General features: G+C 67.9%; 24 protein-coding genes. 9 read left to right on the top strand and 15 right to left on the bottom strand.

What is annotated here, in order from left to right:
* Positions 1–38: 38 nt before the first annotated feature.
* Positions 39–2216, top strand: a complete 2178-nt coding sequence (locus tag EV653_RS08365; protein ID WP_134104026.1) for a heavy metal translocating P-type ATPase — start codon at positions 39–41, stop codon at positions 2214–2216.
* A gap of 1 nt (position 2217) precedes the next feature.
* Here the strand turns inward: EV653_RS08365 and EV653_RS08360 are convergent, their stop codons facing one another.
* Positions 2218–3372: a heavy-metal-associated domain-containing protein gene (locus EV653_RS08360; protein WP_134099708.1), complete on the bottom strand. Its 1155-nt coding sequence runs from the start codon at positions 3370–3372 to the stop codon at positions 2218–2220.
* Between the two features lie 138 nt (positions 3373–3510).
* On the opposite strand from EV653_RS08360, the gene EV653_RS08355 reads away from it, so the two are divergent.
* Positions 3511–4773: a helix-turn-helix domain-containing protein gene (locus tag EV653_RS08355; protein WP_202871508.1), complete on the top strand. Its 1263-nt coding sequence runs from the start codon at positions 3511–3513 to the stop codon at positions 4771–4773.
* Here EV653_RS08355 and dhaK read toward each other — a convergent pair.
* From dhaK to EV653_RS08330, 5 genes are all read right to left on the bottom strand, one after another.
* Positions 4738–5733, bottom strand: a complete 996-nt coding sequence (gene dhaK, locus EV653_RS08350; protein ID WP_134099705.1) for a dihydroxyacetone kinase subunit DhaK — start codon at positions 5731–5733, stop codon at positions 4738–4740. The genes EV653_RS08355 and dhaK overlap by 36 nt on opposite strands.
* Positions 5730–6374 (bottom strand): dihydroxyacetone kinase subunit DhaL, encoded by a 645-nt coding sequence (gene dhaL, locus EV653_RS08345; protein WP_134099702.1) that lies wholly within the window; start codon positions 6372–6374, stop codon positions 5730–5732. The genes dhaK and dhaL overlap by 4 nt, the downstream gene beginning before the upstream one ends.
* A complete protein-coding gene (locus EV653_RS08340; protein WP_134099699.1) occupies positions 6371–7159 on the bottom strand; it encodes an HAD-IA family hydrolase in 789 nt (262 codons plus the stop codon). The genes dhaL and EV653_RS08340 overlap by 4 nt, the downstream gene beginning before the upstream one ends.
* Positions 7156–8037: a class II fructose-bisphosphate aldolase gene (locus EV653_RS08335; RefSeq protein WP_134099696.1), complete on the bottom strand. Its 882-nt coding sequence runs from the start codon at positions 8035–8037 to the stop codon at positions 7156–7158. The genes EV653_RS08340 and EV653_RS08335 overlap by 4 nt, the downstream gene beginning before the upstream one ends.
* 80 nt (positions 8038–8117) lie before the next feature.
* Positions 8118–8678, bottom strand: a complete 561-nt coding sequence (locus tag EV653_RS08330) for a DJ-1/PfpI family protein (protein WP_134099693.1) — start codon at positions 8676–8678, stop codon at positions 8118–8120.
* A gap of 113 nt (positions 8679–8791) precedes the next feature.
* On the opposite strand from EV653_RS08330, the gene EV653_RS08325 reads away from it, so the two are divergent.
* A complete protein-coding gene (locus tag EV653_RS08325; protein ID WP_134099690.1) occupies positions 8792–9706 on the top strand; it encodes an alpha/beta fold hydrolase in 915 nt (304 codons plus the stop codon).
* Positions 9707–9724: 18 nt separating this feature from the next.
* On the opposite strand, the gene EV653_RS08320 is transcribed toward EV653_RS08325, so the two are convergent.
* Positions 9725–9913, bottom strand: a complete 189-nt coding sequence (locus EV653_RS08320) for a hypothetical protein (RefSeq protein WP_134099687.1) — start codon at positions 9911–9913, stop codon at positions 9725–9727.
* Positions 9914–9947: 34 nt separating this feature from the next.
* A complete protein-coding gene (locus EV653_RS08315) occupies positions 9948–11630 on the bottom strand; it encodes a SulP family inorganic anion transporter (RefSeq protein ID WP_134099684.1) in 1683 nt (560 codons plus the stop codon).
* A gap of 123 nt (positions 11631–11753) precedes the next feature.
* Here EV653_RS08315 and EV653_RS08310 point away from each other — a divergent pair, with 123 nt between their 5' ends.
* The gene (locus EV653_RS08310; protein ID WP_134099680.1) at positions 11754–13889 is read left to right on the top strand and encodes an MMPL family transporter; all 2136 of its coding nucleotides are present in this window, start codon (positions 11754–11756) and stop codon (positions 13887–13889) included.
* A gap of 76 nt (positions 13890–13965) precedes the next feature.
* Here the strand turns inward: EV653_RS08310 and EV653_RS08305 are convergent, their stop codons facing one another.
* The 6 genes from EV653_RS08305 to EV653_RS08280 form a co-directional block, all read right to left on the bottom strand.
* Entirely contained in the window at positions 13966–15924 is a 1959-nt protein-coding gene (locus tag EV653_RS08305; protein ID WP_134099677.1) for an amino acid permease, read from the bottom strand.
* Between the two features lie 60 nt (positions 15925–15984).
* A complete protein-coding gene (locus EV653_RS08300; protein WP_134099675.1) occupies positions 15985–16836 on the bottom strand; it encodes a metal ABC transporter permease in 852 nt (283 codons plus the stop codon).
* Positions 16837–16841: 5 nt separating this feature from the next.
* Positions 16842–17636 (bottom strand): metal ABC transporter ATP-binding protein, encoded by a 795-nt coding sequence (locus EV653_RS08295; RefSeq protein WP_134099672.1) that lies wholly within the window; start codon positions 17634–17636, stop codon positions 16842–16844.
* Positions 17636–18550 carry a metal ABC transporter solute-binding protein, Zn/Mn family gene (locus EV653_RS08290; RefSeq protein WP_202871507.1) on the bottom strand — a complete coding sequence of 305 codons (915 nt, stop codon included), beginning with the start codon at positions 18548–18550 and terminating at the stop codon, positions 17636–17638. The genes EV653_RS08295 and EV653_RS08290 overlap by 1 nt, the downstream gene beginning before the upstream one ends.
* Positions 18551–18642: 92 nt before the next feature.
* Positions 18643–19722 (bottom strand): sensor histidine kinase, encoded by a 1080-nt coding sequence (locus EV653_RS08285; protein WP_134099665.1) that lies wholly within the window; start codon positions 19720–19722, stop codon positions 18643–18645.
* Positions 19715–20395: a response regulator transcription factor gene (locus EV653_RS08280; protein ID WP_134099662.1), complete on the bottom strand. Its 681-nt coding sequence runs from the start codon at positions 20393–20395 to the stop codon at positions 19715–19717. Before EV653_RS08280 ends, EV653_RS08285 begins: the two co-directional genes overlap by 8 nt.
* 87 nt (positions 20396–20482) lie before the next feature.
* Between EV653_RS08280 and EV653_RS08275 the strand changes: the two genes are divergently transcribed.
* From EV653_RS08275 to EV653_RS08265, 3 genes are read left to right on the top strand one after another with little or no spacing between them, the layout of a single operon-like run.
* Entirely contained in the window at positions 20483–20950 is a 468-nt protein-coding gene (locus EV653_RS08275) for a M15 family metallopeptidase (protein WP_134099660.1), read from the top strand.
* Positions 20947–22023: a lipid II:glycine glycyltransferase FemX gene (locus EV653_RS08270; RefSeq protein WP_134099657.1), complete on the top strand. Its 1077-nt coding sequence runs from the start codon at positions 20947–20949 to the stop codon at positions 22021–22023. Before EV653_RS08275 ends, EV653_RS08270 begins: the two co-directional genes overlap by 4 nt.
* On the top strand, positions 22020–22487 hold the full coding sequence (locus tag EV653_RS08265; RefSeq protein ID WP_134099654.1) for a GNAT family N-acetyltransferase: 468 nt from the start codon (positions 22020–22022) through the stop codon (positions 22485–22487). The genes EV653_RS08270 and EV653_RS08265 overlap by 4 nt, the downstream gene beginning before the upstream one ends.
* On the opposite strand, the gene EV653_RS08260 is transcribed toward EV653_RS08265, so the two are convergent.
* Complete coding sequence (locus tag EV653_RS08260) at positions 22484–23827, bottom strand: UDP-N-acetylmuramoyl-tripeptide--D-alanyl-D-alanine ligase (protein WP_134099650.1); 1344 nt, start codon at positions 23825–23827, stop codon at positions 22484–22486. The genes EV653_RS08265 and EV653_RS08260 overlap by 4 nt on opposite strands.
* A gap of 164 nt (positions 23828–23991) precedes the next feature.
* On the opposite strand from EV653_RS08260, the gene EV653_RS08255 reads away from it, so the two are divergent.
* Complete coding sequence (locus tag EV653_RS08255) at positions 23992–24948, top strand: D-isomer specific 2-hydroxyacid dehydrogenase family protein (RefSeq protein ID WP_238159802.1); 957 nt, start codon at positions 23992–23994, stop codon at positions 24946–24948.
* The gene (vanA, locus tag EV653_RS08250) at positions 24945–25976 is read left to right on the top strand and encodes a D-alanine--(R)-lactate ligase (protein WP_134099644.1); all 1032 of its coding nucleotides are present in this window, start codon (positions 24945–24947) and stop codon (positions 25974–25976) included. Before EV653_RS08255 ends, vanA begins: the two co-directional genes overlap by 4 nt.
* The last annotated feature ends 20 nt before the right edge of the window (positions 25977–25996 follow it).

The following is a 25996-nucleotide window of genomic DNA, read 5'->3' as shown; positions in this document are numbered from 1 at the left end:
GGATCGAGACGAGCTCCGTCGAACTGCTGGTCGGCGGGATGACGTGTGCGGCCTGCGCCAACCGCGTCGAGCGGGCCCTGAACAAGCTCGACGGTGTGACGGCCAGCGTCAACTATGCGACCGAGCGCGCGATCGTCACCGGGACCGGGCCGGATCTCGCGGACCGCGCGACGAGCGCGGTGGACAAGGCCGGGTACGACGCGACCGTGCGCGATCCCGAGTCCGCCGACGAGCTCGCGGAGCAGCTGACCATCAAGCGCGTGACCGCTCTGCGCCGTCGGCTGATCGTGGCGATCCTGCTCGCGATTCCGTTGATGGACGCAACGATCGTGCTGGCCGCAGTACCGTCGCTTCGCTTTCCTGGTTGGGAGATTGTCTCGCTGCTCGTGGCGCTGCCGGTTGTCACGTGGGCGGCGTTCCCCTTCCACCGCGCCACGATCCGGAACTTGCGGCATCGTGCGGTGAGCATGGACACGCTGGTATCGCTGGGCATCGTCGTGTCGTTCGGCTGGGCGGCGGTATCGGTGCTGTTGCCTGGGGCATCGAGCACGGGTAGTCATTGGCCGGGGTTGTCGTCGATCCCGCTCGACACCGGGGCGCTGTATCTCGATGTCGCGGCGGGCATGACCGTGTTCCAGCTCGCGGGGCGGTACTTCGAGACGAGGTCGCGGCGGCGTGCTGCTGACGTGTTCGGTGCGCTGAGCCGGTTGGCTACCCCGACGGCTCGGGTACTGCGCGATGGTGTGGAGGTCGACGTACCGACCGGGCAGGTCGTCAAGGGCGAGATCGTCGTCGTCAAGGCGGGCGAGATCGTGCCGGTCGACGGGACTGTGCTCGAAGGCGCGGCAGCTGTCGACACGAGCGTCGTGACCGGTGAGCCGCTGCCGCGGAGCGTGCGGGCGGGAGATCCCGTGATCGGCGGGACGATCAGCACCGACGGGCGGTTGGTGCTGACTGCGACGGCGGTCGGTGCGCATACGCAGCTCGCGCAGATGGCGGCCGTCGCCGAGCAGGCGCAGGAGCGGAAGGCTCGCATCCAGCACACGGTCGATCGGGTCATCGTGTGGTTCGTGCCGGCGGTCATCGCCCTCGCGATCGCCGTCACCGTCGGGTGGATCGCCTCCGGCGCACCCTTCCAGCAGGCGATCGGCACAGGCATCGCGGTTCTCGTCATCGCGTGCCCGTGCGCACTCGGGCTGGCCACGCCGACCGCGCTCATGGTCGGCATCGGCCGCGGCGCCACCCTCGGCATCATGATCAAGGGCCAGGACGCCCTCGAGGCCAGCGGCGTCATCGACACCATCGTCCTCGACAAGACCGGCACCCTCACCACCGGCGAACTCGTCGTAGAACACATCGACCCCGAGCTCCTCCGCTACGTCGTCTCGATCGAACACAACTCCGAACACCCCATAGCCCGAGCCGTAGAACGCCGCGCCGAAGCCGAAGGGATCAAGCCCGAGCCGGTCACCGACTTCGAAGTCCGCCCGGGCCAGGGCGCCGTAGGCGTAGTAGACGGCCACCGCGTGGTAGTAGGAAACCTCGCCCTGCTCGAATCCGAGGGAATCACCGCACCGGACGCGGAGGAACGCGGCGCGGGTTCGATTGTTTATGTCGGGGTTGATGGGCGGGCGGCGGGGTGGTTCACGCTTGCGGATCGGTTGCGGGGTAGTGCGAGGGCTGCGGTCGAGGCGTTGCATGGGCAGGGGCTGCGGACCGTTCTGCTGACCGGAGACAGTGAGTCGGTGGCTCGGGCGGTCGCGGTCGAGTTGGGGATTGATGATGTGCGGGCCGGAGTGCTGCCTGCTGACAAGGCAGCTGTGATCGAGCGGTTGCGGGCCGACGGGCATCGGGTGGCGATGGTCGGGGACGGGATCAACGACGCGGCGGCGCTTGCGACTGCCGATCTCGGGCTGGCGGTCGTGACCGGCACCGACATTGCGCTCAAGTCGGCCGATATCGTCCTCGTCCGCGAAGACCTGCGGGTGATCCCGGACGCGATCACGCTCGCTCGGCGTACGCGGCAGACCATTCACCGCAACCTGATCTGGGCCTTCGGCTACAACGTGGCCGCCGTGCCGATCGCCGCCGCGGGCCTGCTCAACCCGTTGATCGCAGCCGCCGCGATGAGCCTCTCGTCGCTGTTCGTCACCTACAACAGCCTCCGCCTCCGCGACTTCGGCACCGAGCCCGACACCGAGCCCGACACCGAGTAACTCACCGCGGTACGACGGTGTACCCGCGCCCGCGGATCGCCTCGAAGCTCTGTGCGCGGACCTCGTCGGACGGGAACGCCGCGACGACCTCCTTCGTGTCCAGGTCGATCCCCGCGACCCGGACCCCGAGCGCTTCCAGCACCCCGGTGATCGTGTTCGTGCAGTGCGAGCACGTCATGTCCGGCACCTCGAAAACCTCGTCAGCAGTGTTCATCCCGGTCTCCCCAATCTCCACCAACTCGAGCAACTGAACGAACGTCTCCACGAACGTGTCCACCACCCCGGGGAGCAACCGCACCCCGTCCACAGACATGTTGGCCAGGCACCGCGGCTGCTCCCCCGCCGGCAGCAGCGCGTACTGCCGCGAGATCTGCCCGAGCAGTACGTCGTACTTCCGCAACGCCTCCTCGACGGTCAGCCCCTCCTCGACCGTTGCCCGGCGCAACGTCTCGTGCGCGTCCGCGATCGCGGTCTGCTTCATCTCCCGCAGTACGTCGACCGTCTCCACGGCGTACCGCACGGTCCCGTCGTCCTGCGCGACCAGCCGCACCGGAATCATCCCGCGCCGGAACGTCGACGACTGCAGCCCCCAGAACCAGGTGTTCGCCACCACCGAGAAGATCCCCGAATCCCGCAGCCCACGCGCAAACTCCGCGGCACTCCGGTACGGCGTCTGATCCGCGAGGTACGCGTGCTGCACCAGAGCCCGCGACGTCGTATCGATCCCGACCCGCAGGATCTCAACCGGGTCCTTGTCGGTCGTCGTGGCATCCATCACCGCGCGCTCGTCATCCGTCAACGCCGCGGGACCCGATCCAGCAAACGCCTGCCACATGGCCAGCGTCGCCTCCCGGGCGACCACCGGCACGATCGGCCCGAGCGGACCGCAGTGAGCGACATTCGCAACCCCGCCACTGTCTCGCCAACTGACCTTCGAGGCGGCACTCACCACCAAGGCAGGCGGACACGGCCGCATCCGGCTCTGCACATACTCCAATTGCGGCGCAGTCAACTGACCGTCGAGCGGCACAACCTCGGGCTCGAGTCGGCGCGGACCACCAAGACCCACCTGCCCGAACGCAACTGGGCCCGCGGCCTCGGCCAGCACCCGGGCCGCGGCCGCGCGGTCATAACGGCCACCCGGCAGTCCCGCCATCCGCGACCTCCCCGGCGACCCGTCATCCACGCGCTCCCAGTTTAGGAACCAACCCCGGCCCGCGCGATTACTCCGCGTGTCGGACCTCCGTCGCTGCGCGTCTGGACTTTCGCCGGGTTCGGCAGTTGTCTTGGGAGGGTGGAATCCATCGATCGATGGCTGCACCGGCGACACGAAGAGTTCGTCGAGGGTGGGGAGAAACAGCCCGTGCGCGGGCTCGTCGCGGCGTCCTGGGACCGCTCGGTCGCCGCGGGGCTGCACGCCGACACAGCGGCACCGTTTGCCTTCCAAGGCAACGAACTGGCCACCTACCGGGCCGAACATCCGCTGTCGGCCGTCTTCCCGATGCTGTACGACGTCCTCGGCCGCGCAGCCGTCGACAGCGACTGTGTGATGGCTGTCGGCGACAGCGGCGGCCGCCTGCTCTGGGTGTGCGGCCGACCCGACGTACTGCGTGCAGCCGACGGCATTCACTTCAGCGAGGGGGCCTGGTGGGCCGAGCGCCAGGTCGGCACCAACGCGCTCGGTACGTCGCTCGAGGTGACCGCGCCGGTCCAGATCCGATCGGCCGAACACTTCACGGTCCTGGTGCAGCCGTGGTCCTGCGCGGCGGCCCCGATCTACGACCCGGACACGCAGCGCGTCCTCGGCGTCGTCGACATCACCGGCGGCGCCGACGCCAGTTCACCGCAGTCGCTCGCCCTGGTCCGGGCCGCGGCCCGGATGGCCGAGGCCGAGCTCGGCCGGCTGACCGTCCTCCGCAAACTGAACGGCGACACCGGCCATCGCATCCGAATCTCGGCGCTCGGCCGCCCGGACGCCGAGCTACGGGTCGAAGACCGCGACCTGCGGCTCAGCCGGCGTCACAGCGACATCGTCGTACTGCTGGCCGAACACCCCGAAGGCCTCACCGCCGAAGAACTCTCCGACGCGCTGTACGGCGAGGCCGATCACCGCTCCTCGCTGCGCGGCGAGATGACCCGTCTTCGCGCACTCCTCGGCGCAGACGTCCTCGACTCCCGCCCGTACCGGTTCCGCCGCGACATCGCCGCCGACTGGCTCGAGACGGCGGACGACCTCGACTCCCACCTGCTCTCGTCGGCCCTGCGCCGCTACGCCGGCCCGCTCCTCCCGCAGTCCGATGCGCCCGGCGTCGTCGCGTCCCGGAACCGGCTCGAGAACCGGATGCGCGCCGACGTACTGCGGACTCACGACGTCGATCTCGTCGTCGCCTGGACCCGCTCGTACGCCGGCGTGAACGACCTGAGCGCCTGGGAGCACCAAATGGCCCTGCTCTCGCCGACCTCCCCGCTGTGGCCGTCGACGCAGTCCGAAGTACGCCGGTTGCGCGCGGACTACGGCCTGTCAGAACACGCGGATCGCGATCTCCGCAGGCGCTGACAACAGGCTGTCGATCTCGTCGTCGAGCTTCACCAACGTCACCGATGCGCCCGCCATGTCCAGCGACGTGCAGTACTCCCCGACGTAGTTGCGCCGTACGTTGATGCCCTGGTCGGTGAGCACCTTGTGTGCCCGGCCGTAGAGCAGGTACAACTCGCTGATCGGCGTACCGCCGAGGCCGTTGATCATCAGCGCGACGTTGTCGCCCGACTCGTACGGCAGGTCGGAGCGGACCGCCTCGAGCATCTGGTCGATGATGTCGTTCGCGGACGCGAGCGGCTCGCGACTCCGGCCCGGCTCGCCGTGGATGCCGACGCCCATCTCCATCTCGTCCGGCCCGAGCTCGAACAACGGCGAGCCCTTGGCCGGCGGCGTACACGCGGTGAGCGCCATCCCCATCGTGCGCGTAACCGAGTTGACCTTCTCGCCGATCCGGACCAGTTCGTCCAGGTCTGCGCCCTGCTCGGAGGCCGCGCCGACCGCCTTCATCACGAAGAAGTTACCTGCGACACCGCGCCGGCCGACCGTGTACGTCGAATCCTTCACCGCGACGTCGTCGTCGATGATCAGCGTCTTCACGTTCAGCCCGTCCGCGGCACTGAGCTCCTGCGACATGTCGAACGCCATCCGGTCGCCGGTGTAGTTGTTCACCAGGAGCAACACACCCTTCGGCGACGCGAGCAGCTTGGTGGTCTCGTACACGTAGTCCATCGGCGGTGCGGCGAAGACGTCACCAGGACAGGCGGCATCGAGCATGCCCTTGCCGACCGTCATCACGTGTGCAGGCTCGTGCCCGGAGCCGGAGCCCTGGATGATCGAGACCTTGTCCTCGCGCGGCGCGTCCGTCCGCATGATCAGGTTGTACTCCGGGACGTACTTCAAGGTCTCGGGGTTCGCCAGTGCGATGCCCTGCAGCATCTCCGGCACGTAGTCCTTGGGATCGTTGACGAACTTCTTCATCCGGAGTTCCTCCCCTTCCACTTTTCTGCGATCTGCTCCATCAGCACGGCGACGGCGGTGGCCCCGGCGTCGACCGATCCCCGGCTGCGTTCACCGGTGTAGGCGGCCCGGCCGCGCTTGGCGACCAGGTCGATGGTCGCGTCGGCCGCCGACCGGGCGGCCGCGGCGGCACGGTCCACGACCTCGTTGCTGCTCACTCCGGCCGCGAGCGCCTCCTCGATGGCATCCGTCATCGGGACCAGCGCGTCGAGGAGCGTCTTCTCACCGAGCTCGGCGCCGCCGCGGGCCATGATCCCGGCGATCGCGGACCGGAGCATCGCGACGACGGCCGCACCGTCGAGGGTTGTGGTCGCGCCGGCCGTCATCCCGGCGCGCAGGAATCCCGTTCCCCAGATCGGTCCGGAGGTCCCGCCGATCCGCGACGTCACCAGCATCCCGACCTTCTTCAGGAACGTGCCGATATCGGTACGGTCCAGCTCGCCGTACTGCGCCTGGAGTTTCTCGAAGCCGCGGGCCAGCGAGTACCCGAAGTCGCCGTCGCCGACGACCGAGTCGAGGTCACCGAAGTACTTCTCGTTGGTCAGGCAGGTGTCGATGATCGTGGTCATCACCAGGTCGACGTCACTCCAGCTGTCACTCATGTTCGCCCTCCGTTGCGACCGGCCAGTTCGGCAAGCTCGGTCAGCGTGAGCGCGCCGACAGGGCCGATGTTCCAGGGGTCCGCGAGGACCTCGAGCTGTTCGCCGCCGGGATCGCCGAGGCTGGAGACGACCAGCGCCGCTCCGGTGAAGTCCTCGTCGCGGGTGTAACCCGACACGGTCACGACAGTGGACAGTCCGGCTCCGGACGCGGCGAGCAGCCCGTTGCTCGAGTCCTCGATGACCAGCGTGTGGTCCGGGACCAGCGCGAGCTGGTGCACGGCCAGCTCGTACACCGCCGGGTCCGGCTTCTTCCGCGGTACGACGTCCCCCGCGAACACGGGCACCCGCGCCGCGACCTCAGCGCCGACCGCTCCGGTCAGCACCGCACGTACGGACGGCTCGGCCGAGGTCGACGCGACGGCAACGGTCCAGCCCTCCCGGAGCGCGTCGGTGATGATTCGCCGTATGCCGGGGCGCGGCGGCACGACCCCGTCCGCGATGAGGTCGGTGAACGTCTTGGTCTTGTACTGGTGCCAGGCAGCGACAACCTGAGCACGCTCCTCGTCCGTCGACGGCGAGCCGGCTGCTCTCACCACCTCGGGATCGTCGAGCAAGGTGGCGAGGCGTTCCTTGCCGCCACCGATCTTCAGCAGCTGACCGTAGTCCTCGACCGACCAGCGCACCGGAAGGCCGAAGTGCTCGAACGTCGCGTTGAACGCCGGCAGGTGGCCGTCGCGTTCGGTGTCGCCGAGCACTCCGTCGCAGTCGAAGATCAGCGCGGTCATGCGTGGCCGCCGCTGGGGCTGCCGCTGTGGCCGCCGCTACCGAAGATCTCGATGTATTCGGCCGCCATCGCCTTCACCGCGGCGTGGATGTTCCGGAACAACGTCGGCGGGTCCCACTTGTCCTGCGCCCGGGCCTGCTCGAGATGCTCCAGCGACGACTTCATGTACGCGACCTTGAGCGCCGTGGAGATGTTCACCTTCGCGCAGCCCCGGCCGATCAGGTCCCGGAACTGCTCCGGCGTCAGCCCGGATCCGCCGTGCAGCGCCATCGGGATGCCGGTCGCGGCGACCAGGTCGGTGATCCGCTGCGAGTCGAGTTCGGGCGTCGAGCGGTAGATGCCGTGGGCGTTGCCGATGGCCGGCGCGAACACGTCGACCCCAGTCGTCTCGACGAACCGGGTGGCGACCTCCAGGGACTGGCGTTCCGACACGGTGTCGGAGCCGACGCCGTCCTCGACGCCGGTGATGCCCTCGATCTCGCCTTCCACGTGGGCGCCGTACCTGCGGGCCTCGGCGACGACCTCGACGGTCTGCCGCTGGTTCTCCTCGACCGGCAGCGCGGAGGCGTCGAACAACACCGAGTTCCAGCCGGCCGCGAGGCAGGAGCTGATCACCTCGCGGTCCGGGCAGTGATCCAGGTGCAGCGCGACCGGGACGGGCTCGGGCCCGACGGTCGCGTCGAACATCGCCTTGAGTACGTCGCGTCCGACCGACTTCACGGTCTTCACCGACGTCTGCACGATCAGCGGCGAGCGCAGTTCCACGGCCGCGTCGACGACGGCCCGCAGGCTCAACTCGTCGACGATGTTGATCGCGGGGACGGCGTACCCCTTGGCCAACGCCTCGTCGACGAGTTCCTTCAACGGTGCGACCGGCATGCTCACTCCTCCCGGTAGCTCCGTCCAGCCTGCCCCTCCGAACGCTGCAGAAAGGCTGCAGCCTCGTCGGAGCCCGCCGACTACGCCGGAGCGTGCTCCTTCAGGATCGCCATGAACGCCCGCATCCAGGTCGGGTGGTCCGGCCAGGCGCGACCGGAGACGACGGTGCCGTCCACGACCGCGTCACCGTCGACCCACTCGGCTCCCCCGGCGCGGATATCCGGTGCGAGCGCCGGGTACGCCGACGTCTTCCGGCCGTTCAGGACCCCGGCCGCCGCCGGGATGAGCGGTCCGTGGCACAGCTGCGCAACCGGCTTCGACTCGCCGTAGAAGTGCTTCACGATCCGCTGGCAGTCCGCGTCGTTCCGGATGTATTCCGGGGCGCGACCACCCGGGATCACCACCGCGACGTACTCCGCCGGATCCACGTCGGCGAACGCGACATCCGCCTGCCAGGTGTGCCCGAGCTTCTCGGTGTACGTGTCGAACCCGTCAACGAAGTCATGCACCACGAACTGCAGCTTCTTCACCTCGGGTGCCGCGATGTCGACGTCGTACCCCTCCTCCAGCAAGCGCTGATAGGGGTAGAACACCTCCAGGTCCTCCGCCGCGTCGCCGGTGAGAATCAGTACCTTCGCCATCAGGCCACTCCCTCTCGAAGACTCTCCGTCCACCAGCCAGCCTCTGCTCCCTTCCAACCACGGTCAAGCCCCGTCAAGGCCCGCTTGACCGGGCGATCGTGTAGACCGAAGGCATGGTTCTTCCTGCTGAAGTCGTTGCGCCCGAGCGGATCGAGGTACGTCCAGGGCATCGGCTCGCGGTCCGGCGACACGGCCAGGGCGGCGTACCGCTCCTGCTGATCCACGGGTTCCCGTGCACGAGCCGGATCTGGTCGCACAACGTGATCCCGCTGGCCGAGGCCGGATTCGACGTCGTCGCGCCGGACCTGCGCGGGTACGGCGATTCCGATTTCGCGCCCGACGACTTCTACGACTTCAACGCGTTCAACAGCGACCTGACCGGGCTGTTCGACGTACTCGGCTGGGAGCGTGCCGTCGTCGCCGGGCACGACCTTGGCGCGATGATCTCGATCGACCTGGCCAACCGGCACCCCGAGCGGGTCGACCGCCTGGTGATCCTGGACGACTCGATGCCCGATCTGCCGGACGCGTTCGCGGCGGCCGGCATCCCACCCGGTCGGCCCAAACCGGCCGTCTACGACTACCAGCGCCGCCAGGGCCACCACGCCGACGAGTTGGTCGCCGAGCTGGATACGCCCGCACGGCGGCGGCGGTACATCGGCGAGTTCTACGGTCATCGCCTCTGGTGTCCGCCCGATGCCTTCGACGAGGACGACCTGAATTTCCTGACCGAGCCGTACGGCGATGCGGCCCGCCTGCGCGCGTCGTTCGCCGACTACGAGGTGCTGATGGGCGCCCGGCCGCTGTCAGCGCCGGAGCTGATCGATCGCCCGGTGCGGCAACGCGCCCTGGTGCTGATCGGTGCGGACCAGGTCACCGTCGGCGAACACGCCGAGGAACGCTGCGCGCTGGCCTTCCCGGAGGGAGTCGGGCCGTTCTGGGTCAAAGGCGCCGGGCACTTCCTGCCCTGGGAACGTCCTCAGTTGGTCAATCGGTCCATCCGCTCCTTCTGCGGCGACCTCCTCTAGAGGTCCCCCAGAGATCCCCTAGAGTTCCCCGCCCATAGCGTTCGCCAGTCCGTCGCGGGTCAACCCGAGCGTCCCCAGGAACTCGGCGTCCGCGTCGTTCTCCGGGTCGATCCGGTCCGGCAACCGGTCCTCGAGGGAGTCGGCAACACCAGGACCGTAAGCGCGACGAATGATCGCCAGCGCCTCGGCTTTCGTGAGCACAGTCATCGTTGCCTCCCAGGTCAGGCATCCACGGACCAGGCTAGCCGGGTTGCTCGGCGCGGAAGGCCTCGACAGCAGTCGGGAGGGTGTAGAAGACACGGCCAGGACCTAAACGATCGAGGAACCCCGCCGATTCGAGGTCGTCGCGGAGCTCCTGCTTGACCCTCGCCAGCGCCAGCACGATGCCGCGCGAGGCCAGCTCCTCGCGTAACGCGTCCAGCGCGTCGACCGCGGTGACGTCGATCTGGATGTTCGCCTCGGTGTTCAGCAGCAGCCAGCGCACCGGAGTCGGTGCGTCGTCCACGGCTGCGAGCGCGCGCCGGTGGAAGTTCTCGGCGTTCGCGAAGAACAGCGGCGAGTCGTACCGGTAGACGACGAGCCCCGGCACCGGGCGGGCGTCGGGGTAGTCGTCGATGTCGTGCATCCCGGCGATGCCCGGTACGTAGCCCAGGATGCCGTCGTGCGGCCGGGCGACACGTCGCAGTACGTCGAGAACAGACAGCGCGATGGCCAGGAGTACGCCGTACAGGACGTCGAGGGCGATCACCCCGACGGTCGTTGCCATTGCCAACAAAAACTCGCTGCGGCGGAAGGCTGCGATGCGGCGGAACTCGCCCAGCTCGATCAGCCTGATCGCGGCGAACACGACCAACGCGCCGAGGGCAGGGATCGGGAACGTGGCCAGCAGCGGGCCGGCGAAGACCAGGGTCGCGACGATCGCCGCCGCGGCGACCAGGGAGTAGACCTGACTCTTCGCCCCGGATGCGGTCGCCAGAGCGGTGCGGCTGCCGCTACTGCTGATCGGGAAGCCGCGGACGAGGCTGGCGGAGAGGTTGGCCAGCCCGAGGACGAGCAGCTCCCGGCCCGGGTCTGTCGTCCCGCCGCCGCGATTGGCGAACGCGCGGCCGGTCAGGACCGTGTCGGTGTAGCCGACCAGTGCCACGCCCACCGCGGGCAGAGCCAGCAGACCGACATCGTGAAGGGACATCGACGGCACGTGAGGCGTCGGCAGGCCGCTGGGCACCGTACCGACCACCGCCACTCCCTTGTCGCTCAGCCCTGCCGCCCAGGTCACGAACGCCGCGAGCGCCACGACAACCAGCGGTCCGGGAAGACGAGGCGTCCACCGAGCCAGCGCAAGCAGCAATGTGAGCGCGACCACAGACAACAACACCGGCGCCAGCTCCCACTGATCGATCAGCCGGATCGCCGACACGACCTCGGCGGGCGGCGAATCGCCTTCCACCGGAGCACCGGTCAGCCGCCCGAGCTGGCCGGTCATCATGATCACCGCGATCCCGGTCAGGTAGCCGATCAGCACCGGCTTCGACAGCAGGTCGGCCAGAAATCCAAGGCGGGCCGCCCACCCGACCACGCAGATCACACCGACCAGGAGAGCCAGTACTGCGGCCAGTGCCGCGTAGCGAGCCGGATCACCGGCGGCCAGCGGACCGATCGCCGTCGCGGTCAGGAGTGCGGTCGTCGACTCCGGGCCGAGTGACAGCAACCGGGACGAGCCGAGCAGGAAGTACAGCACGAGCGGACCGAGCGCGACCCAGAGTCCGACCACCGCGGGCAGCCCGGCGAGTTCGGCGTACGCCATCACTTGTGGGACGAAGTACGCAGCGACTGTCAGGCCCGCGACGACGTCCGGCCGCAGCCAGCCCCGCTGGTACTGCCGCAGCGTCTCAACCCCAGAAATCTGCACCCGGCCCCTGTCCATCCCCACAGTGTCGCCTGCGCGGCCGCCGGTCCGGCCGATCCGCCGGTGACTGCGCCGTGTCAGTCCGGTGTCAGCCCACTCCGCGATCGTCGTGTCAACGAAAACTTCCTGAAAGGACCTGTCATGTTCGCACGACTGGGGTCGCTGGTCGTACGGCGGCCGTGGTGGACGATCGGCGCCTGGGTGCTGATCATCGCCGCGGTGGCCGCGACGGCCCCGAAACTGACCGCGACCACGGATCAATCCGCCTTCCTGCCGTCGCACTACGAGTCGATCCAGGCAGCACAACTGCAGGAGAAGGCCTTCCCCAACGCCACCACGCCCGCGGCCATCGTGGTGTTCGAACGCGGCGACGGCGCTCCGATCAGCGCCGCCGACGCGGCAACGGTCGCAACGATCGCCGGGCAGCTGAACCAGGCCAAGCTCAAGGACGTCACCGGGATCCAGGCAGTCCCGCCGACCGGCAACCGGCTGATCCAGATCGCCGCGGTCGAGCTGACCAAGATCACCAACCCCAGCGACACCAGGCAGAACGACGCCGTCAAAGCACTCCGTACGGCGCTGCAGGACAAGCTGCACGGGACGTCACTGAAGGCAGGTGTGACCGGATCGGCCGCGCAGGCGCTCGACGCGCAGGAGTCGTCGACCAAGGGTCTCGCGATCATCGGGATCGCCACGGTCGGCCTGATCCTGCTGCTCCTGCTGCTGATCTTCCGCAGTCCGGTGATCGCGCTGCTGCCGATCGTGGTGATCGGTGCGGTCTCCACGGTGGTCAACGGCCTGATCGCGATCGTGAGCAAGGCCTTCGACCTGAAGATCGACAGCTCGATCACGTCGATCCTGCTGGTGGTGCTGTTCGGCGTCGGCACCGACTACATCCTGTTCCTGATGTTCCGGTACCGCGAGCGCCTGCGGGCCGGCGAGGACGCAAAGACCGCGATGGTCAGCGCGGTCACCCGGGTCGGTGAGGCAATCGCGTCCGCGGCCGGCGCGGTGATCATCGCGTTCATGGCGCTGACCTTGTCGACGCTCGGCATGTTCCGCGCGATGGGACCGGCGCTCGCGATCTCGGTCGCGGTGGCGCTGCTGGCCGGGCTCACGCTCGTACCGGCCATCGTCTCGCTGCTCGGCACCAAGGTCTTCTGGCCGTCGAAGGCGTGGAAGGTCGAGCCGAAGGGTGCGAAGTTCGCGTCGCTGGGAGGCGGCCTCGGCCGCCGGCCGGCTGTCTTCGCCATCGCCGCGGGTGGGCTGCTGGTCGTGCTGAGCGCGTTCGCGATCGGCTTCAACCCGACCTTCGACCTGACCTCGGGCTCGACCTCCGACACGTCGGAGTCCACCGTCTACAGCAAGGAACTGCTCAAGAGCCTGCCCGCTGGCGTCACGCAGCCGTCCGACGTACTGCTGCGGTCTTCGAGCCCGCTGAGCAAGGACCAGCTCGACACCTACCGCACCGCGCTGACCAAGGTCGACGGGGTCGGTGACGTCTCGCAGGCCACGTTGTCTCCGGACAGTACGGTCGCCGACTTCAAGGTCACGCTGAAGTCCGCGCCTGAATCGGACCAGGCGATCGCCACGGTCCGGGGCCCGCTCCGCGACGCGGCGCACACGGCCGCTCCGGCCGGTACGACGGCGGTTGTCGGCGGCCTGACCTCGGTGTTCGTCGACTTCCAGGACGCGATGAACCACGACTACCGCATCGTGTTCCCGATCGCGGCGATCCTGATCATGATCGTGCTCGCGCTGCTCCTGCGCAGTCTGGTCGCGCCGTGGTACCTGATGGCGTCGGTGTTCCTCGGATTCGGGTCGACGCTCGGTGCGTCGGTGCTGATCTTCCAGCATCTGCAGCACAACTCGGGCCTGATCTTCACGCTGCCGGTGATCATGTACCTGTTCGTGGTTGCTCTCGGCACCGACTACAACATCCTGATGGTGGCCCGACTGCGCGAGGAGGCGCGGGAGGGACACGACCCGAAGCGGGCCGCGGCCCTGGCCCTGCACCACACCGGCCCGACCATCGCCGCTGCCGGTCTGATCCTTGCCGGCACGTTCGCGTCGATGATGCTGGCGGGCAACACCGTGCTCTCGCAGATGGGCTTCGCGATCTCCGCGGGAATCGCGATCGCGGCCTTCGTGATGGCGATGTTCTTCACCCCCGCCCTCACAGCCCTGATCGGCCACCGCGCCTGGTGGCCGGGCCACGCCGACACGCAGCACCGACGCGAACAACAAGAACGCGAGGAAGAACTGACGTCTGTGTGAGTCACGTTCGGCTGGACGCGATGGCCTCCGTTGCCTGTGGCCCGGAGGCGATCGTGCTCTGTACGGGTGTCGCGGATCAGCCGACGTGCACCCAGGGGCGGTTGGAACGCTTGGGCTCGGCCCGTCTCAGTACTTCGCGGGTGACGGGCGGTACGTCGCCCTCGCCGGAGATGAGGTAGCGGAACAGGAAGTGGAACGGGTTGCCCTCGGCCCAGGCGAAGTAGATGTGTGGCATGACCTTCCAGTCGTCCCGGATCTTCAGCATCAACGCGGCGATCGCGTTGGGCACGCTCGGACTGTCGACGCGCAGGATCTGGTACCCGAACCGCTCGTCGCCGCGAACGTCGAGCTCGGTCTCGAACTGGGACGCGTCGGTGAGAGTCACCTCGAGGAACACGACCGGCAGGCCTTCGGGCAGGTTCCGCACCTCGCGCTGTTCGGCCTCCTTCTCCTGGTACTCCGCTTCGTCGCGATCGTCGGGCTCGTTCGCGATGATCCGCAGCTCGCCCGCCACGGCGGCCGCGGAGATGATCCGGCAGGCCTCCTCGTCGAACCGCACCTCGGTCGCCCGGAGTTCGAGGGAGCGCGTGGCCCGCGAGATCAGTGAGGTGAGGATGATCGCGACGATGAAGAACGAGGCGATCTGCACGCCGTCCGGACGCTCGATGATGTTCGCGATCGTCGTGTACAGCAGCACCAGGCTGATCACGGCGAAGCCGACCGTCCTGGCCTTCTCCCCCTTCCGCCGCGCCGACAACGTGACCGCGATGGACGCCGACATGATCAGCACGAGTACGCCGGTCGCGTACGCACCACCTTGGGCGTCGACGTCGGCCTTGAACAGCACCGTGATCACGAACGCGATCACGCCGAACACGATCACCAGCGGACGGGTCGCGCGGGCCCAGTCCGGGACCATGCCGTAGCGGGGCAGGTAGCGCGGGACGATGTTCAGCAGACCGGCCATCGCCGAGGCTCCGGCGAACCACAGGATCAGGACCGTGCTCACGTCGTACACGGTCCCGAAAACGCTGCCGAGGTGCTCGTGCGCGAGATAGGCCAGGGCCCGGCCCGACGCCGCGCCGCCGTCCTTGAACTCGTTCTCGGGGATCAGCACGATCGTGGTGAAGCTGCTGGTGATCAGGAAGCCGCTCATGATCAGTGCGGCGGTGGTGAGCAGCTTGCGGGTGTTCCGGATCCGGGTCGCCGGATGGGCAGGATCGTCGTCGGGTGAGCCGTCGACCTGCGGCATGACCGCGACCCCGGTCTCGAACCCGGACAGGCCGAGGGCGAGCTTGGGGAACACGACCAGCGAGATGCCGATCATCACCCAGATGCTCGAGTGCTCGGTGGTCAGCATGCCGCGCCAGTTCGTCACGAGCTCGGGTGCGGTGATGACGTTCCAGAGTGCGTTGCCGACGACGATGACGTTCAGTCCGAGGTAGACGACGACCAGAACGACGGCGATCCCGATCGCCTCTCCGAAGCCGCGCAGGAACACGCCCGCGAGCAGTGCCAGCAACAGGAGGGTGATGATCACCTCCTTGCCCTCGAACCAGTGCGGCACATACGGGTTCTCGATGACGTGCGCGGTGGCGTCGGCAGCCGACAGCGTCATCGTGATGATGAAGTCCGTCGCCATGAAGCCCAGCAGGACCAGGATGGTGAACTTGCCCTTCCAGCGGCCGAGCAGCCGGTCGAGCATCGCGATCGAGCCCTCGCCGTGCGGGCTCTCGGCCGCCACGCGCCGGTAGACCGGCAAGGCGCCGAGCAGGGTGAGCAGGACGAGGACCAGCGTGGCGACCGGTGACAGCAGGCCCACCGCGGCGGCAGCGATGGCGGGCTGGTAGCCAAGCGTCGAGAAGTAGTCGACACCCGTCAGGCACATCACCTTCCACCAGCGGTGCGTGGGGTGCGGCGCCGGCCGGTGGGGCCCAGCGTGTCCGGCGGGGCGGTCGTGCAGCAACCACTCGACGAACCGGCCACGGACCGGGGGTGGTAGCCCGACCGTCTCGTTCTCACGGGTTTCTGTCACCGCTCGGAGCCTAGCCAGCCGGAGAACCTGGACCGGCCGTTTCTAACACCTCTCTAACACCTACGTGCGAACCGCCACTCTCCAGCCGGGGATGCTCCGGCAGATCAGATAGATGAGGAACGAGATTGTGGTCACGTAGGGGCTGATCGGGAGGCTGCCGCCCAGTGCGAGGAGGATTCCTCCGACCAGGGAGACGGTCGCGAAGGTCACGCTCAGTACTGGGACCAGCCATGGGGAGGTGGCGACTCGGAGGGCGGCGGCTGCGGGGGTGACCACGATGCTGAGGACCAGTAATGCGCCCACGATCTGGACCGAGATGGCGACCGCCAGGCCGAGCAGCACCATGAACACCAGTGAGAGGACCCGCACCGGCACACCGCGGGCCGCGGCCTGGTCCGGGTCGGAGCTGGCGAACATCAACGGCCGCCAGATGATCAGGAGCCCGAGCAGTACGACGACGCCGGTGACGATCAGCCAGGACAACTGTGGCGTGTCCACCGCCACGATCTGCCCCGTCAACAGGCCGAACTTGTTGGCCGCACGACCCTTGTAGAGCGCAAGGAACAGCACGCCGAGCCCCAGCCCGAACGGCATCAGCACCCCGATGATCGAGTTGCGGTCACGAGCACGACTTCCCAGTACGCCGATCAGGACCGCGGCGATGATCGACCCGGTCAGCGAGCCGGCGACCACGTTCACGCCCAGCAACAGGGCACCGGAGGCGCCCGCGAACGAGAGCTCGCTGATGCCGTGGACCGCGAACGGCAGGTCGCGCATCATCACGAACACGCCGATCAGACCGCCGACGATACCGAGCGCCACACCGGCGATGATCGAGTTGCGGACCAGCGCCAGCAGTTCACCGTAGTTGGTGAAGTTGAAGATCTCGTGCCAGACAGTTGCCGTGAGCATCGACTTCACCCCGCCCGCGGCACCGAGGTGTGATGCGTGCCCTCGGGAACACCGGCCACCAGCACCCGGCCACGGGAACGGACCACGTCGACCGGTGACTGGTACAGGTCGCTCAAGGTCGCCGACGTCATCACCTCGTCGACCGTCCCCGTCCGGAAGCGTCCGTTGGCCAAGTAGAGCACGCGGTCGATGTACGGCAGCACCGGGTTGATGTCGTGGGTGACGAAGACGATCGCGGTGTCGTGCGTACGGCGGCGGCGATCGACCAGGCCGGAGATCGTGCGCTGGCTGTTGAGATCCAGCGACAGCAAGGGCTCGTCACAGAGCAGGAGCTTCGGGTCGGAGACCAGGGCTTGCGCGATCCGCACCCGCTGCTGTTCGCCGCCGGACAGCTGCCCGATCGGACGATCCGCGAAGGCGTCGGCGCCGACCGACTCGAGCAGCTCGTCGATCCGCCGACGACGCCGCGGGTCGGGCCGGCCGATCCCCCATCGGTGGCCGTCCAGGCCCTGGCCGACGACATCCCGGGCCCGGAGCGGTGTGAGCGTGTCGATCCGCCGGTGCTGCGGCACGTACCCGATCTGCGTGCTGCCCCGATGGGGTGGCGCGCCGGCGACCTCGACGGTCCCGGACATCAGCGGATGCAGCCCGAGAACCGCCTTCAGCAGGCTGGTCTTCCCGGATCCGTTGGCGCCGAGGATCACGAGGAACTCCCCTGCCTGCAGGCTCATCGTCAGGCCGCCCCACAACCGCCGCCCTCCGTATCCGAACGACGCCTTCTCGAAGCTCAGGACGTTCATCACGCCAGGGCCGAGCGGATCGCGTCCAGGTTGGCGGTCATCCAGCCCAGGTAATCCTTGCCGTCGGGCAACGTCTCGGTCACGGGTACCACAGCGATGCCGTTCGCCTTCGCCGCCGCGAGCACCTTCTCCGTCTCCGGGCCGGACGTCTGCTCGTTGTACGCCAGCAACTTGACCTGCTTCGCGCTGAACAACGTGAGCGTCTCCTGCAGCACCGCTACCGGAACGTCCGTCCCCTCCTCGATCGCCTCGCTGAACTCGCCCGGCGTCTTGTTCACCAGCCCGCAGGCGGTCAGCAGATACAGCGGCACCGGTTCGGTGATCGCGGCACCGGCGCCGTCATGAGCTGCCTTGATCGAGGCCTCGGTCGCCTCCAGTTGCTTCACCTTGCCTGCAAACGCGGCAGCGTTCGCGGCGTACGTCGAACTGTTCGCGGAGTCGACCTCGGACAGGGTGGAGGCCAGTTGGGCAGCCAGCTTCTCGACGGTCGGGAAGTCGTACCAGACGTGCTCGTTGAGCTCGCCGCCCGCGGGTGCCTGGTGGCCGGAGATGTTGACCACGTTCATTACCTTCGCCGAGGTGTTGCCCGACGACTTGAGCATCGTGTCCACGAAGTCGTCGTAGCCGCCGCCGTTCTCGATCACGACCTTCGCCTTCGAGAGCGAGAGTTGCGTCTGCGCGTTCGCCTCGTACGAGTGCGGGTCCTGGTCGGGGTCGGAGATGATCGACGTCACCTCGGCCTTGTCCCCCGCGATCTGCCGCACGATGTCGCCGTACACGTTGGTCGACGCCACGACCTGCACCCCGGCCTTGGAGGTCGACACGGCAGTGTCGGCCGCCGACGAACTACACGCCGCCAGCAGCGCCACCGCCGCCGCGCCGGCCAGGAATCCAGCAGAACTACGCAGCCTCACAGCGCACCCGTCTCTCATCGCCAATTGATAATGAAAACCATTCCGGACACAAGGTAGCACTGTCCCCCGGTGGACTGACAGCTACGAGTCGGTCAGCGACGTACGGCGGGGAGCTGGACCGTGACGCGGAGGCCGCCGGACGGGCGGGCGGCGAGGATCAGGATTCCGTCGTGCGCCTGGGTGATGCTGTTGACGATCGCGAGACCCAGGCCGACGCCGGCGTGGTCGGTGCGGACACGTCCGCTGCCGCGCTGGAACGGCTCGATCAGCGTGGAAACCACGGTCGCGGGCAGGATCTCACCGGTGTTCTCGACCGTGAGCACCACGGTCTTCGGGTGGACGGTCGTGGTGATCCACACCGCGCCGTCCGCGGGCAGGTTGTGGACGATCGCGTTGTGGACGAGGTTCGTCGCCAGCTGCAGCAGCAGGGTGTGCGATCCGACGGTCGGGGCGACGTCACCCGAGGTTTCTACTGTCAGACCACGCTTTTCCGCGAGTGGGAGGAGAGTCTCGACCGCCTCCTCCGCGACGAGGGACAAGTCGACGTCGCCGCGGGTGAAGGTCCGCTGGTTGGCGCGGCTGAGCAGGAGCAAGGCTTCGGTGAGGTCGATCGCCCGGCTGTTGACGAAGTCGAGTCGGTCGACGAGCTCGGCAGGATCGCGGTTGGGATCCTTGCGGGCCACCTCGAGCAGGGTCTGGGTGATCGCGAGCGGAGTACGCAGTTCGTGAGAGGCATTGGCTGCGAACCGCTGCTGCTCGGCATCGTGGGCTTCGAGCCGCTCGAGCATCGTGTCGAACGCGTCGGAGAGCTCGCGGAACTCGTCCTGGCGGCCTTCGAGCTGGATCCGGTGGGACAGCGATCCGTTCGTGGTCAGGCGGGCCGCGTTGGTGATCCGGGTCAGCGGAGCCAGCATGCTGCCGGCCAGGATCCAGCCTCCCACCAGAGCGGCGATCAGCAGGAGCGTCAGCATCAGGATCGCCTTCGGCACGAACGCGGCGAGCAGGTCGGCACGGTCCGGGCCGCTCATGGGTGCGCGCTCCATTCGCGCGGGAACGTAGCGCAGCAGGAAGACCCAGACGACCGCGAGCAGCCCGGCGCCCGCGACCATGATGACCGCGGCGTAGCTGAGGGTGAGCTTGAGGCGAACGCTCAGCCCCGGCTCCCTACCCACGCTCGCCTTCCTCGGAGGTGTCGATGCGATAGCCGACGCCCGCCACGGTGGCAATGATCCACGGTTCACCGAGGCGCTTGCGCAACGCGGAGACCGTGATGCGGACGGCGTTCGTGAACGGGTCGGCGTTCTCGTCCCACGCCCGCTCCAGCAGCTCCTCGGCGCTGACGACACCGCCCTCCGCCCCGACGAGAACTTCGAGTACGGCGAACTGCTTGCGGGTCAGCGCGACGTACCGGCCGTCGCGGTAGACCTCTCGGCGGAACGGATCCACGCGCAGACCTGCGATCTCCCGCACGGGCGGCCGGTTGTGGCCGCGTCGGCGGTCGAGCGCGCGGAGCCGCAGTACCAGTTCCTGGAGCGCGAAGGGCTTGGTGAGGTAGTCGTCGGCGCCGAGCTCGAACCCGGAGGCCTTGTCGTCGAGCCGGTCGGCCGCGGTCAGCATCAGGATCGGCATACCGCTGCCGGAGGCAACGATCCGCTTGGCGATCTCGTCCCCGGACGGACCGGGGATGTCGCGGTCCAGGACCGCGATGTCGTAGGCGTTGATGCCGAGCAGTTCGAGCGCGGTGTCGCCGTCGCCGGCGATATCGGCCGCGATCGCCTCGAGGCGCAGGCCGTCGCGGATCGCGCCGGCCAGCTCCGGCTCGTCCTCGACCAGCAGCACGCGCATACTCCCGATGCTACGAGGTTCTCCGTATCGTCCGTATATCGAATTCCCCATACGTACCGGCAACACCGCGCTGCCTTGACTGGGAGCATGACTCGAGCGGCAATTGGTGCGCCCAGCAAAGATGACGGCGCCGTCCCGGCCGGGGTGACGGTGTTCGACGACGACTACCCGGCCGTGGCCAACCTCGATCCGGCGCTGCTCGCGGCGCTGCGCAAGGCCGCCTCGGATGCCTTGGCGGACGGGGTCACCTTCTACGTGAACAGTGGCTGGCGTTCTCCGCAGTACCAGAATGAACTGTTGCGCGAAGCGATTGTGAAGTACGGCTCCGAGGAGGAGGCGGCCCGCTGGGTCGCTACGCCTGAGACCTCGCAGCACGTGCGCGGCGCGGCCGTCGATATCGGGCACTCCGAGGCGAAGGCGTGGCTGGCGGAGCACGGCTCGGCGTATGGGCTGTGCCAGATCTATCGCAACGAGCCGTGGCACTACGAGCTTCGGCCGGACGGCTGTGGGCCGATGTACGCCGACCCCACGCACGATCCGAGGATGCAGCGGTGAAGCTGACCGTCTCTCGCATCAGCGCCGGCGACCATCAGGCGTTCGTCGAAGCCCAGCGATCGGTCAGCTTCCTGCAGATACCCGAGTGGGGCGCGGTGAAGACCGAGTGGCGCAGCGAGTCACTCGGCTGGTACGACGGCCGCCGGCTCGTCGGCGCGGGCCTTGTGCTGCATCGGCCCGTACCGCGGTTGGAGCGCTACACGCTGGCGTACCTGCCGCAAGGGCCGGTGATCGACTGGAGCGGGTCGCTCGACGAGTGGATCGACCCGCTCGCGGAGTACCTGAAGGCGCAGGGAGCGTTCGCTGTCCGGCTCGGGCCGCCGGTGCGTACGGACGTCTGGAGCGCGGCCGAGGTCAAGGCGGGGATCGCCGATCCGGAGGTCAAGCGGCTCACCGGGCGAGGCGGGGATCGGGTGACGCGGTGGCTCGAGGAGGCAGGGTGGCTGCCGCAGAGTCCGGAGGACGGGTTCGGCGACGGGCAACCGCAGTACATCTATGAGCTTCCGCTGGCCGGGCGTACCGAGGACGACGTCCTCCAGGGGATGAACCAGCAGTGGCGGCGCAACATCAAGAAGGCGGCGAAGGAGGGTGTGGAGGTCTCGGTCGGCACGGAGGTGAAGGCCTTCCACGACCTCTACGTTCATACTGCTGAGCGCGATCGGTTCACGCCGCGGCCAGTGCAATACTTCGAGAACCTCCTCGCCGCGATGAGTTCGGCCAAGCTTTATCTGGCGCACCATCAGGGTGAGCTGGTCGCAGCGACGATCCTGGTCCAGATCGGCGCGCATGCGTGGTACTTGTACGGCGCTTCGTCCACCTCGAAGCGCGACGTTCGCGGGTCGAACGCGTGCCAGTGGGCGATGATCCGCGACTCGCTGGCCGCCGGCTGCGACGTGTACGACCTGCGCGGCATCACGCCGACTCTCGATCTGCAGGACTCGCATGTCGGGCTGATCCAGTTCAAGGTCGGCACCGGCGGGCAAGCGGTGCGGTACGTCGGCGAGTGGGACTTCCCGCTGCGTCCGCTGGTGTATCGCGCCTTCGACCTCTACATGAAGCGGCGGCGCCGATGAACATCAGACCTGCAACCCGCGCCGACGCGATCGCCATCAACGAGCTCCTCGGTCAGCTGGGCTATCCCCAGGACGGAGCAGGCGCGACAGCCGATCGAATCCAGGTCTGGGCCGACGATCCAGCCCTGGCGGCGTACGTCGCGGAGTCGGCCGGCGACGTGCTGGGCCTGGTCGCCGTCCACGTGGCTCCGTTCTTCCAACGCGACGGTTCATGGGCCCGCGTTGTCGCCCTGGTCGTCTCCACCCAGGCCCGCCGCCAGGGCATCGCCACCCAGCTCATGGCCGCCGCGGAATCCTTCGCCATCACCCAAGGCTGCGTCCGCATAGACCTCAACAGCGCCAACCACCGCCGTGACGCCCACGCTTTCTACCAGCACCACGGCTATGCCGACCAAACCGATACCTCGACCCGCTTCCTCCGCTCCTTGCCGCAGCCGAGCTCATACAGCGGACGCGGACGCTAGGTGAGCGCGGCGGCTACCTCGTCCAGGCGGGAGTCCCGTGAGGCTTTGACCAGGACCACGTCTCCAGGGGCGAGGGTTCGGCGGAGCCAATCGATTGCTGCGTTGTTGTCGGGCAGCGCCACGGCGTGCTCCCCCGCGCCCGCCGCGATCGCGCGTGCACCTTCGCCGACGGCGATGATGATGTCGGCGCGGGTGGCGGCGTACTGGCCGATGATGCGGTGTTCGGACTCGCTTTCCTCGCCTAGCTCGAGCATCTCGCCGAGTACGGCGATGCGGCGGCTGCCCTCGATCACCGCCATCGCGTCCAGTGCCGCACGGGTGGAGTCGGGGTTGGCGTTGAAGGAGTCGTTCAGGAGCGTGATGCCGCCGGGCAGCTCGCACAGCTCCATCCGCCACTTCGACAATGACGCGGTGGCCAAGGCAGTCGCAGTCAGCTCGAGCGGTACGCCGATCGCCAACCCGGCCGCTGCGGCTGCTGCCGCGTTGAACGCCTGGTGCGCACCGATGAGCGGCAGTACGACGGGAGCCGAAGCGTCGGCGGACCGCAGCGTAAACGACGGCCGTCCGAGGCGATCGAGCGTCAGGTCCAGCACCCGTACGTCGGCGTGCTCCGCCCGGCCGAAGGTGAGCACCGGGCCGTCCGTGAGGGCGCGCATAGCGACGACCCGGGGATCGTCGGCGTTCAGTACGGCGGTACCGCCCGGCGCGAGGCCCTGCACGAGTTCGCCCTTCGCCTTGGCGATCGCGCCCCGTGAGCCGAACTCGCCGAGGTGCGCCCGGCCGACGTTCAGCACCACCGCCACATCGGGTGGGACCAGGCCGGCGAGGTGAGCGATGTCGCCCATCCGTCGCGCGCCCATCTCGATGACAAGGAAGCGGGTGGCCGGGTCGGCGCGCAGGATCGTGAGCGGTACGCCGAGCTCGTTGTTGAGCGAACCGATCGTTGCGACCGTTGGCCCCACCTTGGAGAGAGCCGCCGTCAGCAGGTCCTTCGTGCTGGTTTTGCCCTGGGAGCCGGTGAGGCCTACGACAGTCAGCCCCTTGCGTAGCCGCGCGGCGACGTGAGAGGCGAGCGTTTGTAGTGCCGCTTGCGCGTCCTCGACTACGACCGTGGGCAGTGCCGTGGGACGTGAGCCGAGCACACCTACCGCACCGGCTTGGCCGGCCTGCGTGGCGTAGTCGTGGCCGTCGGAGTGTTCGCCGGCAAAGGCTACGAACAGGCCCCCTGGCTCGGCCTCGCGACCGTCGAGTACTGCGGAGGCGGTCACTTTCACGGAGCCGTCTCCGGCGACCGTGCCGCCGACGACCTTGGCGATCTCATCGAGGCTGAGCGGGATCATCCGCCCAGTAAAGAAGCCGCAGTGTTTCGTCGGCATATCGAAATTCCGATACGCGCCGGCAACACCACTCCTCCTTCACTGGAGGTATGACCTACAGCGAACCGGTACGCCGTACGCAATCGCTGGCGTCCTGGTTGTCGTCTGCGACCCCGCCGGACGTCGCGATGACGATCTACGGGTGCGGGCCGGACGAGGCCGCTCTGTTCCGGGAGCTCGCGCCTCGCCTCGGCGTCGTACCGACCATCACCGAGGAACCCGTATCCGAGGCCACCATCGAACTTGCCCTCGGCAAGAGATGTATCAGTGTCGGCCATAAGACACACATCACCAACCAAACGCTGCTGGCTCTCGCCCGAGCCGGCGTCGCGTACATCTCAACCAGGAGCATCGGCTACAACCACCTCGACGTCGACTACGCGGACAGCGTCGGCATCACCGTCGAGAACGTTGCCTACTCCCCCGACAGCGTCGCCGACTACACGCTGATGCTGATGCTGATGGCGATACGGAACGCGAAGTCGATGATCCGCCGAGCCGACATTCACGACTACCGGCTCAACGATGTACGCGGGAAAGAACTGCGCGATCTGACAGTCGGAGTCGTCGGGACCGGACGCATCGGTGCAGCCGTGATCGACCGGTTGCGCGGCTTCGGCTGCCGCACCGTTGCCTACGACAACCGTCCTGCGACCTCGGCCGACTACGTCCCCCTCGACGAGTTGCTGCGCGTCAGCGACCTCGTGACGCTGCACACGCCACTCACCCCCGACACCCACCATCTGCTCGACCGTCGACGGATCGAGCAGCTGAAGCCTGGCGCGTACGTCGTCAACACCGGACGCGGCCCGCTCCTCGACACCGAGGCGCTTCTCGCGGCGTTGGAAGACGGGCGTCTCGGCGGCACCGCGCTGGACGTCCTCGAAGGCGAAGACGGCATCTTCTACGCCGACCGCAGCAACGAGCCCGTCGAAAGCAAACAACTGCTGCGACTCCAGGAACTGCCGAACGTGATCGTCAGCCCGCACACCGCCTACTACACCGATCACGCCCTGAGCGACACGGTCGAGAACTCGATCATCAACTGCCGGAAATTCGAGAACAGGAAGCAGCAGTGGATATGAAGATCGGCATCATCTTCGGAGGCCGCTCCGAGGAACACCCCATCTCGGTGAAGTCCGCCCAACAGGTCGCGGAGAACATCGACACCGCGAAGTACGAACCGTTCTACATCGGCATCACCCAGGACGGCGCGTGGAAGCTGTGCGACGGCCCGGCCACGGATTGGGAGAACGGCGCGTGCCGCCCGGTCATGCTGTCATCCGACAGGACGACTCCTGGGCTGCTCGTCCTGGACGACGGGAAGTACGAGACGATCAGCCTCGACGTCCTCTTCCCGGTCCTGCACGGCAAACAAGGCGAGGACGGCGCGATCCAGGGTCTGCTCGAACTATCCGGTCTTCCGTACGTCGGCTGCGACATCCAGAGCTCCGTGCTGTGCATGGACAAGTCCCTCGCCTACACCGTCGCCGCGAGCGCCGGGATCGCGACGCCGAAGTTCTGGACGTTCACGGCGAGCCAGGTCATCGATCCCGACCAGTTCACCTATCCGATCTTCGTGAAGCCGGCCCGCTCGGGCTCGTCCTTCGGCGTCAGCAAGGTCGCAGGCAAAGAGGAACTGCCGGCCGCGGTCGAGGCCGCCCGGGAGTTCGACTCGAAGGTGCTGATCGAGGAGGCCGTTGTGGGCAGCGAGATCGGCTGCGCGATCCTCGGCAACGATCCGGAGCTGCTCGCGGGTGAGGTCGACCAGATCGCGCTCTCGCACGGCTTCTTCAAGATCCACCAGGAGAGTACGCCGGAAAGCGGCTCCGACAACTCGACGGTGATCGTGCCCGCAGACATCCCGGCCGAGTCGCGCGCCCTCGTCCAGGAAACGGCGAAGGCGATCTACCGCGCGCTGGGCTGCCGCGGTCTGTCACGAGTAGACATGTTCCTCACGAACGACGGAACCGTCGTACTGAACGAGGTCAACACCCTGCCCGGAATGACGTCGTACAGCCGGTATCCGCGCATGATGGACGCCACCGGCCTGTCCCGCACCGAGGTGATCGACCGGATGCTCTCGCTGGCATCGGCGGCCAAGGCACCGTGAACGAACGGCCGCCCCGACCG

This window comes from Kribbella pratensis, from assembly GCF_004365355.1.
GTDB lineage: Bacteria > Actinomycetota > Actinomycetes > Propionibacteriales > Kribbellaceae > Kribbella.
This window is presented reverse-complemented; position numbering and strand designations above follow the sequence as displayed.

Excerpts from the sequence above, each read along its gene's own strand:
- EV653_RS08315 (WP_134099684.1), bottom strand. The coding sequence starts at position 11,630 with ATGGACAGGGGCCGGGTGCAGATTTCTGGGGTTGAGACGCTGCGGCAG.
- EV653_RS08300 (WP_134099675.1), bottom strand. The coding sequence starts at position 16,836 with ATGCTCACGGCAACTGTCTGGCACGAGATCTTCAACTTCACCAACTAC.
- EV653_RS08320 (WP_134099687.1), bottom strand. The coding sequence starts at position 9,913 with ATGACTGTGCTCACGAAAGCCGAGGCGCTGGCGATCATTCGTCGCGCT.
- EV653_RS08340 (WP_134099699.1), bottom strand. The coding sequence starts at position 7,159 with ATGACCGCGCTGATCTTCGACTGCGACGGAGTGCTCGGCGACACCGAA.
- EV653_RS08310 (WP_134099680.1), top strand. The coding sequence starts at position 11,754 with ATGTTCGCACGACTGGGGTCGCTGGTCGTACGGCGGCCGTGGTGGACG.
- EV653_RS08260 (WP_134099650.1), bottom strand. The coding sequence starts at position 23,827 with ATGATCCCGCTCAGCCTCGATGAGATCGCCAAGGTCGTCGGCGGCACG.
- dhaL (WP_134099702.1), bottom strand. The coding sequence starts at position 6,374 with ATGAGTGACAGCTGGAGTGACGTCGACCTGGTGATGACCACGATCATC.
- dhaK (WP_134099705.1), bottom strand. The coding sequence starts at position 5,733 with ATGAAGAAGTTCGTCAACGATCCCAAGGACTACGTGCCGGAGATGCTG.
- EV653_RS08265 (WP_134099654.1), top strand. The coding sequence starts at position 22,020 with ATGAACATCAGACCTGCAACCCGCGCCGACGCGATCGCCATCAACGAG.
- EV653_RS08325 (WP_134099690.1), top strand. The coding sequence starts at position 8,792 with ATGGTTCTTCCTGCTGAAGTCGTTGCGCCCGAGCGGATCGAGGTACGT.
- EV653_RS08255 (WP_238159802.1), top strand. The coding sequence starts at position 23,992 with ATGACGATCTACGGGTGCGGGCCGGACGAGGCCGCTCTGTTCCGGGAG.
- EV653_RS08295 (WP_134099672.1), bottom strand. The coding sequence starts at position 17,636 with ATGAACGTCCTGAGCTTCGAGAAGGCGTCGTTCGGATACGGAGGGCGG.
- EV653_RS08275 (WP_134099660.1), top strand. The coding sequence starts at position 20,483 with ATGACTCGAGCGGCAATTGGTGCGCCCAGCAAAGATGACGGCGCCGTC.
- EV653_RS08280 (WP_134099662.1), bottom strand. The coding sequence starts at position 20,395 with ATGCGCGTGCTGCTGGTCGAGGACGAGCCGGAGCTGGCCGGCGCGATC.
- EV653_RS08365 (WP_134104026.1), top strand. The coding sequence starts at position 39 with ATGACGTGTGCGGCCTGCGCCAACCGCGTCGAGCGGGCCCTGAACAAG.
- EV653_RS08335 (WP_134099696.1), bottom strand. The coding sequence starts at position 8,037 with ATGCCGGTCGCACCGTTGAAGGAACTCGTCGACGAGGCGTTGGCCAAG.
- EV653_RS08330 (WP_134099693.1), bottom strand. The coding sequence starts at position 8,678 with ATGGCGAAGGTACTGATTCTCACCGGCGACGCGGCGGAGGACCTGGAG.
- vanA (WP_134099644.1), top strand. The coding sequence starts at position 24,945 with ATGAAGATCGGCATCATCTTCGGAGGCCGCTCCGAGGAACACCCCATC.
- EV653_RS08360 (WP_134099708.1), bottom strand. The coding sequence starts at position 3,372 with ATGGCGGGACTGCCGGGTGGCCGTTATGACCGCGCGGCCGCGGCCCGG.